Origin of the sequence: uncultured Albimonas sp., assembly GCF_963977235.1 — a bacterium.
Classification (GTDB): domain Bacteria; phylum Pseudomonadota; class Alphaproteobacteria; order Rhodobacterales; family Rhodobacteraceae; genus Albimonas.
The window spans coordinates 1-16,972 of record NZ_CAXBOD010000080.1 but is presented as its reverse complement, the minus strand read 5'-3'; the positions used below and the strand labels follow the sequence as shown (position 1 = coordinate 16,972).

Below are 16,972 nucleotides of genomic sequence, written 5' to 3'. Positions count from 1 at the left end.
CCCCGCGCGACGCAGCCCCCGGGAGACGGCGCCCGGACGCGCCCCGCCCGCCGCGCGCCGCGCGCGCAGCCTCGGCCCCGGGCGCGAGGCCCGCCGCGGCGCCTTGCTGCGCGGCCAGGCCCGCGAGGCCCGCCCTCCACGCGCCGCGCCCGACCCATCGCGCAGCGGGCCCGATCGCGCCCGGCCCCTCGCCGGTCGTCGCCCTCCGCCCCGCCGCCTCCCTGCTCGCTGCCCTGAAGGCCCCTGAATGACCAATGTCGAGATCGGTCTCGCCTCCATCCTGCTGATCCTGGTGCTGATCCAGACAGGGATGCATGTCTCGATCTGCCTGATGGCGGTCAGCTTCCTGGGCGTCTGGCTGGTGAAGGGACGCATCGCGGTGGCCGGCGCACTGCTCGGGCAGGCGGCGCTCGACTCGGTGGCGCGCTACTCCTTCGGGGTGATCCCGCTGTTCGTGCTGATGGGGGTGCTGGTGGGCGTCTCGGGCATGGGGCGGGACGTGTTCGACGTCGCCGGCCAGGCCTTCCGCAAGGTGCGGGGGGGCCTCGGCATCGCCACCGTCTTCGCCAACGCGGTGTTCGCGGCGGTCAACGGCACCTCGATCGCCTCGGCCTCCGTCTTCACCCGCATCGCGGTGCCCGAGCTGATCCGCCAAGGCTACACGCCGCGCTTCTCGGTCGGCGTGGTCGCGGGCTCCTCGGTGCTGGGGATGCTGATCCCGCCCTCGCTGCTGCTGATCCTGTTCGGGATCCTCTCGGAATCCTCCATCGGCGCGCTGTTCACCGCCGGCATCCTCCCCGGCATCCTGCTGGCCCTCCTCTACGCCCTGCTGATCCTGGGGATGGCCACCTTCGCGCCGGGCTTCGTGGGCCGCCCCTCCAACCCCGACCTGCGGATCATGGGAAAGGGCGAGATGGCGACCCGCTCGCTCCCCGTCCTGATCCTGATCGCGGTGGTGCTGGGGGGCATCTACGGCGGCGTCTTCACCCCCACCGAGGCCGGCGCCGTCGGCGCGCTGGGCGCGCTCGTGATCGCGCTCGCCAAGCGCCGCCTCACCGCGCGCGGCTTCTGGGAGATGCTGGTCGAGACCGGCCACGTCACCGCCTCGATCACCTTCCTGATCATCGGGGCGCACATGTATTCCCGCCTGCTGGCGCTGACCGGCCTGCCGCGGGCGATGAACGGACTGCTCGAGGGGTTCAACCTCGGTCTCAACGGGGTGCTCGGCCTCTACCTCGTCCTGATCGTGCTGCTGGGCACGATCCTCGATTCCGCCTCGATCCTGCTGATCCTGCTGCCCCTGATGCTGCCGGTGATCGAGAGCTTCGGGGTCGACATGATCTGGTTCGGCATCGTCACCATCATCGCCGTCGAGGTCGGCCTGCTGACTCCGCCGCTCGGGGTGGCCTGCTTCGTGATCAAGTCCAACCTCGAGGACCGTTCGATCACGCTGGGCGACATCTTCATCGGCGCGGCCCCCTTCGCGCTGGTGATGGTGCTGGCGATCGCGCTGGTCTTCGCCTTCCCCTGGCTCGCCACCGCCCTGCTGTAGGAGATCCCCCATGGACGTGAAACGCGCGGTCGAGCCGCTGGGCGAGGGCCTGTTCGCCTGGGTGCAGGGCGACGGCTCCTGGGGCTGGTCGAACGCGGGCCTGGTGGTCAGCGAGGGCGAGACGCTGCTCATCGACACGCTGTTCACCGCCGGCCTGACCCGCGACATGCTCGAGGGGTTCCGCCGCGCCGCCCCTCAGGCTGCGCGCATCGACACGCTGCTCAACACCCACGCCAACGGCGACCACACCTTCGGCAACCACCTGGTCGAGGGCGCGCGGATCGTCGCCTCGGCCGCCGCCGCCCGCGAGATGGCCGAGCGGACCCCCGAGCAGGCCGCCGCCAGCTTCGCCGACTGGCGCAACCAGGGCGAGATGGGCGCCTTCCTGCACGAGGTGATGGGCTCGAAGTTCGACTTCTCCGACGTCCGCTACGCGCCTCCGACCGAGACCTTCTCCGGGCGCCGCGACCTGCAGGTCGGCGCGCTGAGGGTGGAACTGCATGAGCTCGGCCCCGCCCACACCGCCGGCGACGTGGTCGCCTGGATCCCCGAGCGTCGCGTCGCCTTCACCGGGGATCTGGTGTTCAACGGCGGCGCGCCGATCCTGTGGGCGGGCCCGGTGGGCAACTGGATCCGCGCCTGCGAGCTGATGCTGTCCTGGGAGGCCGAGATCATCGTCCCCGGCCACGGCCCGGTCGGCGACCGGGCGATGCTGCGCGAGATGCTGGCCTACCTGACCTATGTGCGCGACGAGACCGCCGCCCGCCACCGCGCCGGCCTGAGCTGGCAGGAGGCCGCCTGGGACATCTCGATGGACGGCTTTTGCCACCTCGGCGACCGCGAGCGGATCGTGTGCAACGTCGCCCAGATCTACCGCGAGCTTTCGGGCGGCGCGATCGCCCCCGACCGCGCCGAGATCGTCGCCCTGATGGGCCGCTGGCACTGGGGCTGGGAGTCTCCCACCCAGAAAACCTGCCCCTGCGGCCACCCCCACTGACCCCACGCCCCCAAAGGCGCCCCCGGGCGCCCCGCCCGCCCCCCTCGCAAAGCGCCTGTTCTCCGGAGCCGTCTCTCGCTGATGCCGTAAAGAGCGACTCGCCTGCAGGGGTCCAGGATCGCGAAGCGACCGCCGAAGGCGGCTTGTCCTTGACCCCTGCAGGCGAGTCGCTCAGGCATCAACAGCGAGAGACGGATCCGGAGAACAGGCGCGGGGCTTGTTCTTGGGTGAGTCAGGAGCCCGCCGGAGGCTCCCGTCCTCAAATCTCCAGGCGCCCCCCGTCGTCCCGCATGCGACGCAGCCAAGCCCGCCCGCAGGGCGCCTGTAGTCCGCTCGCTCTCCCCCCCCGTCAGGGCAGCGGGATCGACACCAGCGTCCCCGCCTTGCCCAGCGTCACCCACAGCCGCCCCTCGCGCACGCAGCAGTTGGTCGGCTGGGTGGAGCGGCCGAAGTTCAGCACCTTGGCGACCGTCCCGTCCGCCTCGGCCACGACCAGGCGGTTGCCGGCCGAGCCGGCGCCGTAGAGCCGCCCCTCGTGGAACACCATCCCGTCGGGGTGGAAGCGCGCGTCCATCTCGACGAACGGCTTCGGCTCGCCCAGCGCCGCGCCCCCCTTCCAGTCGAACTTCAGATACTGGTGGGCGACGGTCATCCCCGCCACCAGGCTGCCGTCGGGGTGGAAGCCCAGCCCGTTGGGCATCCCCTCGCACTGGGCCAGCACCTCGATCGAGCCGTCCTTGCGCGCCAGGCACAGCTGGCCGCCGCGGAAGGGCTCGGCGGGGTTGTCGACGATCATCTCCCAGTTCTGGGGGTTGGTGAACACCACCTCCCCCTCGGGCGAGAACACCAGGTCGTTGGGCCGGTTGGGCGCCGGCGACCCCGCCCCGTAGCCGTCGGCGAACACCTCCCACCTGCCGTCCAGCGTCACCCGCTGGATGCAGCCCGGATACTGGGGATCGGCGAAGTCGAGCTTGCCCTTCCCCGGCCACAGCCCGCCGTTGTTGGCGACATAGAGCGCCCCGTCCGGCCCCAGCCGCATCCCGTTGGGCGAGCCGGGAACCGAGCACAGCTCGCGCACCGCGCCCTTCTCCCAGACCCGGATGCAGTGATCGGCGAGATCCACGAAGGCCACCGCCCCGTCGGGCAGGACCACGGGCCCCTCGGGGAAGCCGAGGCCGTCCGCCTCGACCCGGGCGTCCTCGACCTGGACGTCCTGGGGGATGTGCTCGGGCAATCTGTCCTGCATGCGTCTGTCTCCTCCCGCTGACCGGTTGACCGGTATGCATTCTGCGCGCATTGAACCCGGGGCGGAGCGCTTTGCAAAGCGGCGATGTCATGTTAGCGATTTCGCCAAGCGGAACTCGCGGCGCGCGTGTCGACGTGCGGCTCGCCCGCCGCGCCCCTTGAACCGGCCCGCCAGAGGCCGGCGGACCTGCGCCGCGCCGCCCGCACGGCCCGGCCTACGGAGGAGAGAGACGGATGCCCGCCGACGGCGAGACCCGCCCCCCCCAGACCCGCCCCCTCCAGCCGCTGGCGAGCCTGGCGCCGCTGTTCGCGCCCCGCTCGGTGGCGGTGATCGGCGCCTCGGCCGATCCCTCGCGCATCGGCGGCCGGCCCATCGCCTACGCCCTGCGCGCGGGCTTTGCGGGCGCGCTCTACCCGGTGAACCCCAACCGCGAGGAGATCCAGGGCGTGAAGGCCTGGCCCTCCGTCGCCGCGATCCCCGAGCCGATCGACTTCGCCCTGCTCGCCATCCCCGCCGCGGGCGTCCCCCAGGCCCTGCGCGACTGCGCGGCCAAGGGCGCAAAGGCCGCGGTGATCTTCACCGCAGGATTTGCCGAGGTGGGCGAGGCGGGCCTCGCACTGCAGGCCGAGATCCTCGAGATCGCGCGCGCCCACGGCATCCGCCTGCTCGGCCCCAACTGCCTGGGCCTGTTCAACGCCGCCATCGGCCACTGCCCGACCTTCACCTCGGGGATCGAGGCGGCGATGCCCGTCCCCGGCCGCGTCGGCCTCGTCACCCAGTCGGGCGCCTATGGCACGCATCTTCTCAACATGGCCCGCGACCGTCGCATCGGCGTGCGCCAGTGGGTCTCGACGGGCAACGAGGCCGACATCACCGCGCCCGAGTGCATCGGCTGGATGGCCGCCTCCGACGAGATCGACCTGATCGGCGTCTACATGGAGGGGGTCAACGACCGCCCCGCCCTGTTCCGGGCGCTCGCCGCCGCCCGCGCGGCGCGCAAGCCGGTCGTGGTGATGAAGGTCGGCCGCTCGGAGGTGGGGGCGCAGGCCGCGGCCTCCCACACCGCCTCGCTGGCGGGCTCGGACGCGAGTTTCGAGGCCGCGCTGCGCCGCTTCGGCGCCCTGCGCGCCAAGACCACCGAGGAAATGCTCGACATCCTCTACGCCGCGTCCCTCTCGCCGCTGCCCAAAGGGCGCCGGCTGGGGGTGCTGACTGCCTCGGGCGGCGCGGGCGTGCTGATCGCGGACGCGGCCGAGGAGGCGGGGCTGAGCCTGCCGGCCCTGCCCGAGGCCGCGCAGACGGCGATCCTGGCGGCCAACCCGCTCGCCTCCGCCCGCAATCCGGTGGACGTGACGGCCGGCGTGCTGAACGATTTCTCCAAGGTCATCTCGGCCACGTCCGAGCTGCGCGGCGCGGGCTACGACATGACGGCGGCGTTCTTCACCTCCTGGACCGCCTCGCCGGTGGTGGGGCCGAAGCTGCGCGAGGCGCTGCTCGCCGGCCTCGACGGAGACGTCGACCACCCGTTCGCGATGATCTGCCAGGGCGACGCCGAGGTCATGGCCTCGTGGGAGCGCTTGGGCATGATGACCTTCGAGGACCCCTCGCGCGCGATCCACGCCATGGGCGCGCTCGCCCGCCTCGCCGAGGCCTTCGACGCCCCCGAGGAGACGCCCCCCGAGGCGCCCGCGGGCGTGTCCCTGCCGCGCGAGACCCTCTCCGAGCTCGCCGCCAAGCGCCTGCTGGCCCGCGCCGGCATCCCGATCCCCGACGAGACGCTGGCGACCACCCCGCAGGAGGCCGCCGACGCCGCCGCCCGCCTCGGGACGCCCTGCGTGCTGAAGATCGTCTCCCCCGACCTGCCCCACAAGACCGAGGTCGGCGGCGTCCGCCTCAACGTCCCCCCCCTCGAGATGGAGACCGCCGCGCGCGAGATGCTCGAGAGCGTCGCGCGCAACGCCCCCCACGCCCGGATCGAGGGGCTGCTGGTCGGCCCCATGGCCGGCGAGGGGGTCGAGCTGATCGTGGGCGCCCGGCGCGATCCGGTGATGGGCCCGGTGATGCTGATCGGCCTCGGCGGCGTCTTCACCGAGGTGCTCAAGGACGTGGCGGTCGAGCTCGCCCCCCTCTCCCCCGCCCAGGCGCTCGCCGCGCTGAACGGGCTGCGCGGCGCGGCGCTGCTGCATGGCGCGCGCGGGAAAGCCCCGGTCGATGTGCAGGCCGCGGCCGAGGCGATCAGCCGCCTGTCCGCGCTGGCCGCCGCCGACCCCGACGGGTTCGAGAGCCTGGAGATCAACCCCCTGCTGGTCATGCCCGAGGGCGTGCTGGCGCTCGACGCCCTGATCGAGCCCCGAAAGGAGTGATGATGAGCGGAACCGACCTGATGGGCCCCGCCCTCAAGGACACGCCCTGGACCTTCGACGACTTCCCCCAGGGCGAGCCGATGGCCGAGGTCGCGGTGGAACTGAACGCCGAGCGCGCCGCGCTGTGGGCGGGCCTCTACGGCGGCCCGCAGGCGCAGGCGGGAGAGCCCGCGCCCCGCGGTCTCGCGGTCGCGGCGATGATGGAGGCCTATATCCGCGCCATCCAGCCCCGCCCGCCGGGCAACGTCCACGCCGGCCAGACCCTGACATTCCACGGCCGCCCGAAGGTCGGCGCGGTGCTGACCGCCCGCTTCACGGTGGTGAAGAAGGAAATGAAGAAGGAGCGCCGCTGGCTGACGCTGGGGGTCGAGATGTTCGAGGGGGACGACAAGCTCCTCTCGGGCGAGATCCTGTCCATCTGGGCCGCGTGAGGAGAGCCGCCATGTCCCTTCCCGACAAGATCGCCCCGCTCGAGCTCGCCACCTCGCCCGACACGGCGCAGGCCTATGGCGAGCTGACCTTCGACTTCAACCCGATCCACGTGGATCCGGAGTTCGCCGCCCGCTCGGTCTTCGGCATGTGCATCTCGCACGGCACCATGGCCCTCAACCTCGCCATCGAGGCCTGCGAGCGGACCTTTGGCGAGGGCGTGGACCTCAATTCGCTGAAGATCCGCTTCTCGCGCCCGATGCCGGTGGGCGAGACGCTGACCGCCGGCGGCCAGCTCACGGACCCCGAGACGGGAACCTACGACATCTGGGTGACCCTGCCCGACGGGACCCGGACGCTGGAGGGGACGATCACGGCGGCCCCGGCATGAGCGCCAGCTTCGTCCGGGCCGCCACCGTCACCCGCTTCGGGCGGATCGAGGGGTCCTCGGCCGTCTCCCTGATGGGGGAGGCCGCGCAGGCGGCGCTGGATGCGGCGGGGATGGAGCGGGGGGAGATCGACGGTCTGATCTGCGGCTACGCCACCACGCACCCGCACCTGATGCTGTCCACCGTCTTCGCCGAGCATTTCGGCATCCGCCCCGACTACGCTCATGCCGTCCAGCTGGGCGGGGGCACGGGGGCGGCGATGCTGATGGTCGCCGACATGGCGATCCGCTCGGGCGAGGCGAAGACCGTGCTGGTCGTGGCGGGCGAGAACCGCCTGACCGGCATGTCGCGCGACGCCGCGGTGCAGACGCTGGCCCAGGTCGGCCATCCGGTCGGCGAGGCGCCGCTGGGGGCCACCATTCCCGCCTACTACGCGCTCGGCGCCGCGCGCTACCTGCATGAGACCGGCGCGAGCGAGGCCGATCTGGCCGAGCTTGCCGTGCTGATGCGCCGCCACGCCGCCGACACGCCGGGCGCGCATCTGAGCGAGCCGGTCTCGGTGGCCGACGTGCTGGCCTCGAAACCCATCGCGACGCCGCTGAAGCTGATGGACTGCTGCCCGATCTCGGACGGGGGCGGGGCGGTGATCCTCTCGGCCGAGCCGGGCGAGGGCCCCTCGCTGAAGCTGATCGGGGCCGCGCAGGCCCATACCCACCAGCACCTTTCCGAGGCGCCCGACGATCTGGCGCTGGGGGCCCGGATGTCGTCCGCGCGGGCGCTGGAGCGGGCGGGGCGGTCGATCGACGACATGGGCTATCTCGCGGTCTACGACAGTTTCACGGTCACGCTCGCCCTGCTGCTCGAGGCGCTGGGCGTCTCCGCGCCCGGCCGCGCGGGCCAGGACGCGGCGGCGGGGCGGTTTGGCCGCGCAGGCGCGCTGCCGCTGAACACCCACGGGGGGCTGCTTTCCTACGGGCATTGCGGGGTGGCCGGCGCCATGGCCCACATGGCCGAGTGCTGGGCGCAGATGACCGGCCGCGCCGGCCCGCGCGCCATCGCGGCCGAGCCCGCCCACGCCATCTATCACGGCGACGGCGGGGTCCTGTCGTCCCACGTCACCCTGGTGATGGAGCGCACGTCATGAGGTCCGGCATCCTGCTGCAACGCTGCCCCGCCTGCGAAAAGACCTGGGCCTTCCCGCGCGAGCGCTGCCCCGACTGCGGCGGCGCGCCCGAAAGCTTCGAGGCCTCGGGCCGCGCCACCCTGTTCTCGGCCACCGTGGTGACCCGCGCGCCCGACGAGACCTTCCGCGCGCTCGCCCCCTACCGCATCGCGCTCGCCGATCTCGAGGAAGGCCCGCGCATCATGGCCCATCTCTCGGCCGAGGCCCCTATCGGCGCGCCCCTCACGGGCCGCGTCGAGGAGATCGCCGGCCGCCCGATCCCGCTCTTCAAACCCGCCTGACATCTCTCGGCGCGCCCTGCCGCGCGCTTCAAGCCACGAGGTTCCGACATGCCTTTCGAAGCCGACCAGCACGACGACCTGCGCGAGGCGCTGCGCGCGCTCTGCTCGGAGTTCTCGGCCGAGTACCACCGCAACCACGACGAGAAGGCCACCTACCCCGAGGAGTTCATCGACGCGCTGACCTCGGCCGGCTGGCTCGCCGCGATGATCCCCGAGGAGTTCGGCGGCTCCGGCCTCGGGCTGACCGAGGCGACGGTGGTGATGGAGGAGATCAACCGCTCGGGCGGCAACGCCGGCCACTGCCACGGGCAGATGTACAACATGGGCACCCTGCTGCGCGGCGGCTCGGACGAGCAGAAACAGCGCTGGCTGCCCAAGATCGCCACCGGAGAGCTGCGCCTGCAGTCGATGGCCGTCACCGAGCCGACCACCGGCACCGACACCACCAAGCTCAAGACCACCGCGGTCAAGAAGGGCGACAAGTACGTCATCAACGGCCAGAAGGTGTGGATCAGCCGGGTCCAGCACTCGGACCTGATGATCCTGCTGGCGCGCACCACGCCGCTCTCGGAGGTCAAGAAGAAGTCCGACGGCCTGTCGGTGTTCATGGTCGACCTGAAGGACGCGATCGGCAAGGGCATGGAGGTCAAGCCGATCCGCAACATGGTCAACCATGAGACCAACGAGCTGTTCTTCGACAACCTCGAGATCCCCGAAGAGAACCTGATCGGCGAGGAGGGCAAGGGCTTCAAGATCATCCTCGGCGGCCTGAACGCCGAGCGCACGCTGATCGCGGCCGAGTGCATCGGCGACGCCTGGTGGTTCATCGACAAGGTCGGCGCCTATGTGAAGGAGCGGATCGTCTTCGACCGTCCCATCGGCCAGAACCAGGGCGTGCAGTTCCCCATCGCGCGCGCCTACGTGAACACATCGGCCGCCGACCTGATGCGCTTCGAGGCCGCCCGCCGGTTCGACGCGGGCGTGGACATGGGCGCGCAGGCCAACATGGCCAAGCTGCTGGCGGCCGACGCGAGCTGGGAGGCCGCCAACGCCTGCATCCAGTTCCACGGCGGCTTCGGCTTCGCGGCCGAGTACGATGTCGAGCGCAAGTTCCGCGAGACCCGCCTCTATCAGGTGGCCCCGATCTCGACGAACCTGATCCTGAGCTACGTGGCCGAGCACGTGCTGGGCCTGCCCCGCAGCTTCTGAGCCCCCCGAAGACCCCGGCCGCGGCCCCCGAAACGGGGCCGCGGTCTGCGCCTGCGGGCCGCCGAGGCGGCGTCCCGCACCCCCGCGCCCTCCCGCCCGGCCGCGCCCACCGAAGCCTCCGCGCCCCCCCCGCCTTCGCGTCCCGCCGCCTCCGAGCATCGGCCGCCCCGTTCGCACTGCGCGCACGTGCGGCGACATTGCGCTGTTCAGATTTTCGGGTCATTCATGTTCCGTAACTATTCCGCCGCGCCGTCGCGTCGACGCCGGCGCAGCCCTTGGGGGGGACCACATGACCATTCGCCACCGCAGCCGCTTTGCCGGCGCGGCCGCGCTCTGCCTTGTCGCGGCGAGCCTCGCCGCGCCCCGGCCCGCCGCCGCCCTGCAGATCGTGATGACCGAGCGCAGCGAGGGCGTCACCTTCACCAGCTTCAGCCGCGGCGACGCCGGCCCGGCCGCCCCCGGCGCCTCCGGGGGCGGGACGCTGAGCTCGGTGATGGCCGCGGCCGCCGGGTTCTGGGAGACCGTGATCCTCGACCCCGGCATCCTGAACCTCGAGTTCGGCTGGCAGGCGCTGAGCGGCGGCACGCTCGCGGTCGCGACGCAGGCGGGGGTCCGCGACTACTCGGGCGGGGGCAAGACCGGTCTGATCCGCGTGGACAACGACCGCGGCTGGTTCATGGACCCGACGCCGGGCGACGACTCCGAATTCGCGGGCCTGGTCGAGACCGTCGCCGACCTGGGCGGCGGGCCGATGACCACCGGGCGCGAGCACACCGCGACCTCCGGCCCGGCCTTCGGGCTGTTCGACCTCTACGGCACGCTGCTCCATGAGATCGGGCACCTGCTGGGCCTGGCGGACTTCGGGGAGCCGCTGTTCGACACAGGCGAGCTGGACATCCTGGTGGGCCCCTTCGCCGGCGCGACCCTGGACGTGACCGCGACCGGGGGCGGCCACCTCGACATGGGCGACTCGCTGATGCATCCCACGGTCAGCTCCAGCCTGCGCCGCCTGCCCACCGACGCCGACGTCGCCGCGATCCACCAGCTGAGCGGCTTCTCCTCGGTCGACTACGCCTACACCGCCGCGGCCGTGGCGAGCCCGGTGCCCCTGCCCGGCGCTCTGGCGCTGCTGCTGGGGGCCACGGGGGCGCTCGGCCTCGTCTCCCGCCGCCGCGCCGCCTGAGGGCGAGCGAGCGGCGACGCCCGGAAGGTTCAGACGGCGGGGCGCGCGCCCCGCCGCGACCCGGCCAGGTCGAGCGCTCGCCCCCCTCGCTGAGGTCGACGGATCCGGCGTCCCTCGATCGGTGCAACACGGCGGCGCCCGCGATCGCGCCGAGCGCGTGGCAGCAACGGACCTGGCGCCGGGCAAAACGATCCGGCCCCGACCAGCGGGATCCGCACGCCGCCCTCGGCGAGAGACAGACGTTGCGGCCGATGTGGCTTCCCTCGAGAGCGACCCGCGCGTCCGCTTCCTGGGTCGCCTCCGCCGGGCGCGGGAGCTCGGGACCCCGACAGGAACGACGCCGTCCTTGACCAGGGCTTCGATCGGCGCGTCTTCGGCCTCGACCACGCGACCCGCCCCCGAGCCTCGACGCACACGGAACTTCCGGCCCGGGCGATCGGGCGCAACGGCCGCGCGCAGTCTGGCGCGGATGTCCCCGAGACGCTCGCGTTGCGGACGGCCCGGGCCAGGATCTCCGTGTGCGCGCGACAGCGGCCCCACGCCGGCGGCGGCGCGAGCCCCCGGGCTTCGCTGGCGCAGGGTGGGAGGCGGGGATCGCGTCGATCAGCCCATGGCCCGACTATCTGTGCGACGCGCCGCCGAGGCGGCCGTGAACGACGGTCGTTGTCTCGGCTCGATCCGGGAGCGGGTCTCGGCAGAGGCGCCGAGCGAACCGGCCCGTGCGCCCCTCGACCGCAAAGCCTCACTGGCCGCCCCCGGATCACAGGCAGTTCGCGCGGGACCCTGCCGCGACTGGAGGCGATCGCCAACGCCCGCGTCAGACTGGCGACAAGGACCGACGCCGGTCACGCGATCCAGTGCGCCCGGGCAGCACCGCCGCTGTTCGCAGATGCTCCCAGGCGGCGGCGGCTTGGGCGAGGACGGGGCCGCGAGAGCCCCCCGACTGGGTCGGGTTCGCCCGCGGCCCCGGTGGTCTGGCGGTCGTTACTCTGCGGGAGGCTCGGCGTCCGGGCCCCGGCCCGTCGGGCGATCGGGCCGCATGAAGGCGCCGATCTCCTCACGGGTCAGGCCGCCGCTGTCGTCGGCGTCCATGGCGCGGAACAGGCGGGCCTGGATCTCCTGCATCTCCTCGAGCGAGACCTCGCCGTCGCCATCCGCGTCGGCCACGGCGAACATCATCTTCATCATCATCATCGGCGGCGGCCCGTGACGGCCGTGTCCCTTGCCGTGATGACCCATCCGGCCGCCCGGGCCCATATGGCGGCCGCGCGGCCCCTCATCGCGGCCCCAGCCGCCCTGGCCCTCCCCGCGGGGACCGTGGCCCTCGGCGCGCGGGCCCTGCCCGTCGCCCCGCATGTCCTGCGTCATCGGGCGCTGGTCCCGGGTCATGGCGGGCCGCTCGGGCGCGCCGGCGGCGGGCGTCTCGTTCTGGGCCGAAGCGCCGAGCGCGCCCAGCCCCAGCGCCGAGGCGGCCAGCGCGCTGATCACGATGCGATGCATGGATCGTCTCCTTCTCGATCGTCCTGAGGACGCGGCGGTCCATCGGACCCGCCGTCGAGACTCAAACGCCCCGCCCCCCGCACTCCGTCGGGCGACGTGGCGGTAGAAGCCCGGCTTCCGTCCCAGGCCAGCCCACACCGCCAGCCGGCAACCGAGATGGAACGCCTTTCCATCCTAGGCCGCGGCTTCCGCTTACTCAGAAAATTACGGCAGAAACCGTCACTTTTGCTCGACCTTTGCTGCGGGGCGCTCCGACTGAAGTCGAGCCCTCGGCCTTAGCCGCTCCCCTCGCGCGACTCCGGTCCGCCGCGCCCCATCCCCTCACGCGAAAAAGCCAGCCTTCATGAAGATCTTCGCGATCGCGCTTGGCGCGACGCTGGTCACGCCCTGTGCCAATGCGTTGGTCATCCAAGCCTATGACGCCACCGCCGCCAGCGGCGGCCTCGTCGCATTCATGTCAGACCCCGGCGTGGTGTCGACGCCCCAGATCCGGTGACCCTGCGCCATACAGACCGTGCGCAGCGCCAACCCGCAGGACGATCACCGCAGCGCCAGCTTTGGTCAGGGCCGCGCGCGTGCTACCCGTCTGGCGCAGGCCGTCGCGGCGGGAGACTAGTTGGAATGGGGCTTCGCCTCCGCGATCGGAAAAACGCTCGAACGGCTCGATATCGGCTACGGCCGCTCGGTGAGCGAGCCGCAGGCGATGTCGGTGCTGCTCAGCCTCGACGATGGCGGCAGCTGGGACCTCCTGTTCACCGACACCAGCGTCCAGCACGGGCTGGAGGAGGCGAGCGCACTCGACTTCCCGGACGCCTATCCTGATGTCAGCGCCTTGAGTTTCCCGTTGGTTGTCTGGATCGCGACGTTCGCGACGGGGACCTTCCGCCTGGGCGACTCGGACGACTGCCTCGACGAGACCGCCACGACCATCGCGCTGCAGGGCGCGCCGGCGGCGACGCCCGTGCCCCTGCGTTCGGCGCGGGCCTGGCCGCGCTGGTCTTCGTCGGGCGCCACAAGCGGGGCTGCATATTGCGGAAGGCCGCGGATCCGCTCCGGGGCCTTCTCCCATCGCTCTCAGACTTCACCCCCAGATCCACCACACCGCAGGTCCCCCGACGGCCAGCACCAGCGCCTCCAGCGGCAGGCCCATGCGCCAGTAGTCGCCGAAGCGATAGCCGCCGGGGCCCATGATGATGGTGTTGTTCTTGTGCCCGATGGGGGTGAGGAACGCGCAGGAGGCCGCCACCGCCACGCCCATCAGGAACGGGTCCGCCGGCACGTCGATGGCGCGCGCCACGCTGACCCCGATGGGGGCCGCGATCAGCGCCGTGGCCACGTTGTTGAGGAAGTCCGAGAGCGTCATCGTCACCGCCATCAGCGCCAGCAGGATCGCCAGCGGCGGCCAGCCCTGCGTCGCCTGCACCAGCGCGCCCGCGATCAGCTCGGCGCCGCCGGTCGTCTCCAGCGCCTGGGCGATCGGCACCAGGCAGGCGAGCAGCACGATCGCCTTCCACTCGATCGAGGCATAGACCTCGCGCCCGCGCACCACGCCGCCCAGCGCATAGGCGCCGACCACGCCCACCAGCGCCACCGGCAGCGGCAGCCAGCCCATCGCCGCCACCCCCACCGCGGCGAGGAACACCAGCGCCGCGAACAACGCCTTGTCGCGCTGCAGGACCGGAGTCTCGCGCCCCTCGAGCGCCATCACCCCCAGCCAGTTCAGCACGTCGGTCATCCGCTCGCGCGGGCCCAGCAGCAGCAGCACGTCGCCCGGCCGCATCGGCAGGCGCGAGACATGCTCGCGGAACCGCCGCCCCTGGCGCGAGACGCCCAGCAGCACCACCCCCTGCCGGGGCGCGAGCCGCAGCCCCGCCGCGGTGCGCCCGGCCGCCCACGCGCCCTCGGGCACGATCGCCTCGACCAGCGTCAGGCGGCCCGAGATCGCCGCCCGCGGGTCGCGCTTGCGCTCGGGCGGGGGATCGCCCTTGTCCGAGACCATGCCGGCGTCCGCGTCCGCGGCCTCCCACGCCGCGGGGTGCTGGAGGCCGGCGGCCGCCATGAACCCCTCGATCGCCGCGGGCTCGCCCTCGACCGTCAGCAGGTCGCCCTCGCGCAGCTCCTCGTACCGCGCGAGGCCGGGCAGGCGCCGCTCGCCCCGGGTCAGACCCAGCAGGTTGACGTCATGCTCCTCGGTCAGGGGGGTGAGGTCGGCGATCCGCTCGCCCTGCAGCTTGGCCTCGGGGGGGACCAGCACCTCGGCGATGTAGAGGCTCGCTTCGGCCTCCTCGACCGGCGCGCGGCCGCCGCGGGGCAGCAGCCGCCAGCCGATCAGGGCCACGAACAGGATCCCCGCGGTGGCCACGATCAGCCCCACGGGGGCGAAGTCGAACATCCCGAAGGGGGCGCCCAGCGCCTCGGCCCGGTACTGGGCGATGACGATGTTGGGGGGCGTGCCGATCAGGGTGATCATGCCCCCCAGGATGGTCGCGAAGCTGAGCGGCATCAGGGTCGAGGACGGCGAGCGCCCCGCCTTCCGCGCCGTCTGCAGGTCCACCTGCATCAGCAGCGCCAGCGCCGCGACGTTGTTGATCACCGCCGAGAGCCCGGCGCCGACCGCCGAGAGCAGCCCGATATGGGACCACAGCGGCCGCTCGGGGTCCGAGACGCGGGCGGCCAGCCACTCGATCGCGCCCGAGTTCTGCAACCCCCGCGAGACCACGAAGACCAGCGCCACGACCGCGACGGCCGAGTGTCCGAATCCCTCGAAGGCGTGGTCGGCCGGCACCAGCCCCAGCGCGACCGCGGCGAACAGCGCGAGGAAGGCCACGAGGTCGTAGCGCAGCTTTCCCCAGATCAGCAACGCGAAGACGACGCCCATCAGGGCGAACAGCTGGGCCTGCTCGGCGGTCATTCCGATCCCCTTTCGGATTCTGTGCGCGCAATCTGCCTTGGCGGAGGCGGCAAAGCCAAGGCCGATGCGCGACGGGTCCGAAGGGGGCCGCCCGCCGGGCCGCCGTGCGCCGCCGGGCGTGGGGGCGGGCGCAGGGGCGGGCGTGGGGGCAGGCGCAGGGGCGGGCGCAGGGGCAGGCGCAGAGGCGGGCGCGGAGCCCGGGCGTCCGGGCCGCCGTTCAGACGGCGGCGGAGGCCGGCGTCGGGGACGTGGCGGGCAGCGGCGCGCAGGCCGGCGGGGCCTCGGCCAGCCTGATGCGGACGATCTCGCGCGAGACGTCCCGCGCGGGCGAGGCGCAGGCGCTCAGCGCCAGGCAGGTCAGGATCAGCAGAATACGCGACATCGCAAAGCTCCCCGCAACGCGGCCCCCACCCGGGGCCCGCGGCGGATCCTGGCGGATGCGGCTCAAGATGCGGTGAAGCGACGTGGTGAAGGCGGTCTTTCCGCCTCCGGCGCCGAGCGCCCCGCCCCCTCAGCGCCCGACGGTGATCGCGAGAATGGCGGTGAACACCACCGCCACGCCGAGCAGCGCCGGCACGATCAGCCCGGCCCATCCGAAGACGATGACGCTGAGGATCCAGAGCATGATGACGTTGAGCGCGAACCACAGCGGCGCGTCCTCATGCCCCTCGAACGCGTCGCGGAGCATCCAGCCGAGGAGGGGAATGCGGTAGAGGATGGGGATCATGAGGGGCCTCCGGTCACGGGTTTGGCCGGAGGTAGGCAGGCGCAACGGACTGTGGGATGCGGCAGGGGGTCCACGTCACGGGGGTGTGAGGGGGGGCGTATTTCGATGCGCCGTGGCGTAGGAAGCAGGCGGTGGATGGCGCATTGAAATGCGCCCTACGGTTGCTGCCTAAGACTTTGACTTATCTCTAGACTCAATCTGCCGTCGCTTCGCCTCAGGAATTGCGGCGTAGACCTCATCAATCCTCCTAGGCTCGGAGATCATTTTATCTACCACAATGTTTACAAGATCGAATAGTTGATATGCAACATCGCCACCGTCACTCCAGTTTATTTCGCCCGGATGAACTGCGTCGTTCCCAACGACCCGAACCGAATCCAGTGCCATTTGAATCTTCGGCGGCAAGCCCTTCTGCACGAGCGAGGCTATATCTGCATTAATATTCCGCCCCGGCTCACCTAAGTGAATACACAAATTTTGAACGATCAACCTTAGGAGTGCGCAGGCAGCCCTTGGCGATTTATCGACAATACTTGCCGCCTCCTCAAATAGCACCCGGCAGGCATCAGGCATATCTGAATTCGGAATGTGATCTGAAGAGATAGATGGGTATATCATATTCGAGTGTTGCCATACTGCAATTTTCTCGCAATTATAGCATTTGGACAGATTGATATTCTGAATTCCCACCACTCCATATTTGGTTTCCCCTTCCCCGGCGATAGACATCCCCCCAGTCGACAGAAACTCGATAAATTTCCGAAGCGAATCTGGCGCCTCCTTCGGAAGCTCAAGCTTCTCCAAGTCACACGGCATCCAAATGCTTGGGATCCTATCTCCACTCTCGATTGACTCTACGTAGACAGAATACCAGTACTGCGTAGTCAAAGAGTGGCAATACGGACATGTAAACGAAGTCAGCTTAATATTTGGCCGAACGACCCTCATCTAAAACTCCTCCACCGTCACCACCCCCGGCGCCGCCTTGATCGCTCCCGCGAT

General features: G+C 71.3%; 16 protein-coding genes. 10 read left to right on the top strand and 6 right to left on the bottom strand.

The window, feature by feature from the left end; translation table 11 throughout:
* The first annotated feature begins 247 nt into the window (after positions 1–247).
* Positions 248–1,552 carry a TRAP transporter large permease subunit gene (locus tag AAC134_RS21685; RefSeq protein ID WP_339951501.1) on the top strand — a complete coding sequence of 435 codons (1,305 nt, stop codon included), beginning with the start codon at positions 248–250 and terminating at the stop codon, positions 1,550–1,552.
* A gap of 10 nt (positions 1,553–1,562) precedes the next feature.
* Entirely contained in the window at positions 1,563–2,549 is a 987-nt protein-coding gene (locus AAC134_RS21680) for an MBL fold metallo-hydrolase (RefSeq protein ID WP_339951499.1), read from the top strand.
* A 349-nt stretch (positions 2,550–2,898) separates the two neighbouring features.
* Here AAC134_RS21680 and AAC134_RS21675 read toward each other — a convergent pair whose 3' ends face one another.
* A complete protein-coding gene (locus AAC134_RS21675) occupies positions 2,899–3,795 on the bottom strand; it encodes an SMP-30/gluconolactonase/LRE family protein (protein WP_339951497.1) in 897 nt (298 codons plus the stop codon).
* 233 nt (positions 3,796–4,028) lie between these two features.
* Here AAC134_RS21675 and AAC134_RS21670 point away from each other — a divergent pair, with 233 nt between their 5' ends.
* From AAC134_RS21670 to AAC134_RS21640, 7 genes are all read left to right on the top strand, one after another.
* Entirely contained in the window at positions 4,029–6,158 is a 2,130-nt protein-coding gene (locus AAC134_RS21670; RefSeq protein WP_339951495.1) for an acetate--CoA ligase family protein, read from the top strand.
* Between the two features lie 2 nt (positions 6,159–6,160).
* A complete protein-coding gene (locus tag AAC134_RS21665) occupies positions 6,161–6,589 on the top strand; it encodes a MaoC family dehydratase (protein ID WP_339951493.1) in 429 nt (142 codons plus the stop codon).
* 11 nt (positions 6,590–6,600) lie between these two features.
* The gene (locus AAC134_RS21660; protein WP_339951491.1) at positions 6,601–6,978 is read left to right on the top strand and encodes a MaoC family dehydratase; all 378 of its coding nucleotides are present in this window, start codon (positions 6,601–6,603) and stop codon (positions 6,976–6,978) included.
* Entirely contained in the window at positions 6,975–8,120 is a 1,146-nt protein-coding gene (locus AAC134_RS21655) for a thiolase family protein (RefSeq protein WP_339951489.1), read from the top strand. The genes AAC134_RS21660 and AAC134_RS21655 overlap by 4 nt, the downstream gene beginning before the upstream one ends.
* Positions 8,117–8,440, top strand: coding sequence for an OB-fold domain-containing protein (locus AAC134_RS21650; protein ID WP_339951487.1), 324 nt, complete (start codon positions 8,117–8,119; stop codon positions 8,438–8,440). Before AAC134_RS21655 ends, AAC134_RS21650 begins: the two co-directional genes overlap by 4 nt.
* Positions 8,441–8,488: 48 nt before the next feature.
* Complete coding sequence (locus AAC134_RS21645; RefSeq protein WP_339951485.1) at positions 8,489–9,649, top strand: acyl-CoA dehydrogenase family protein; 1,161 nt, start codon at positions 8,489–8,491, stop codon at positions 9,647–9,649.
* 289 nt (positions 9,650–9,938) lie between these two features.
* Positions 9,939–10,832, top strand: coding sequence for a hypothetical protein (locus tag AAC134_RS21640; RefSeq protein ID WP_339951483.1), 894 nt, complete (start codon positions 9,939–9,941; stop codon positions 10,830–10,832).
* A 984-nt stretch (positions 10,833–11,816) separates the two neighbouring features.
* Here AAC134_RS21640 and AAC134_RS21635 read toward each other — a convergent pair.
* Positions 11,817–12,332: a hypothetical protein gene (locus AAC134_RS21635; RefSeq protein ID WP_339951481.1), complete on the bottom strand. Its 516-nt coding sequence runs from the start codon at positions 12,330–12,332 to the stop codon at positions 11,817–11,819.
* 343 nt (positions 12,333–12,675) lie between these two features.
* On the opposite strand from AAC134_RS21635, the gene AAC134_RS21630 reads away from it, so the two are divergent.
* Positions 12,676–12,828, top strand: coding sequence for a hypothetical protein (locus AAC134_RS21630; protein ID WP_339951479.1), 153 nt, complete (start codon positions 12,676–12,678; stop codon positions 12,826–12,828).
* Between the two features lie 585 nt (positions 12,829–13,413).
* Here the strand turns inward: AAC134_RS21630 and AAC134_RS21625 are convergent.
* From AAC134_RS21625 to AAC134_RS21610, 4 genes are all read right to left on the bottom strand, one after another.
* Entirely contained in the window at positions 13,414–15,243 is a 1,830-nt protein-coding gene (locus tag AAC134_RS21625; RefSeq protein WP_339951477.1) for an SLC13 family permease, read from the bottom strand.
* A gap of 217 nt (positions 15,244–15,460) precedes the next feature.
* Positions 15,461–15,625, bottom strand: coding sequence for a hypothetical protein (locus tag AAC134_RS21620; RefSeq protein WP_339951475.1), 165 nt, complete (start codon positions 15,623–15,625; stop codon positions 15,461–15,463).
* 129 nt (positions 15,626–15,754) lie between these two features.
* Positions 15,755–15,970 (bottom strand): hypothetical protein, encoded by a 216-nt coding sequence (locus tag AAC134_RS21615; RefSeq protein WP_339951473.1) that lies wholly within the window; start codon positions 15,968–15,970, stop codon positions 15,755–15,757.
* Positions 15,971–16,138: 168 nt separating this feature from the next.
* Positions 16,139–16,774 carry a DUF4145 domain-containing protein gene (locus tag AAC134_RS21610; RefSeq protein ID WP_339951471.1) on the bottom strand — a complete coding sequence of 212 codons (636 nt, stop codon included), beginning with the start codon at positions 16,772–16,774 and terminating at the stop codon, positions 16,139–16,141.
* Positions 16,775–16,972: the final 198 nt, after the last annotated feature.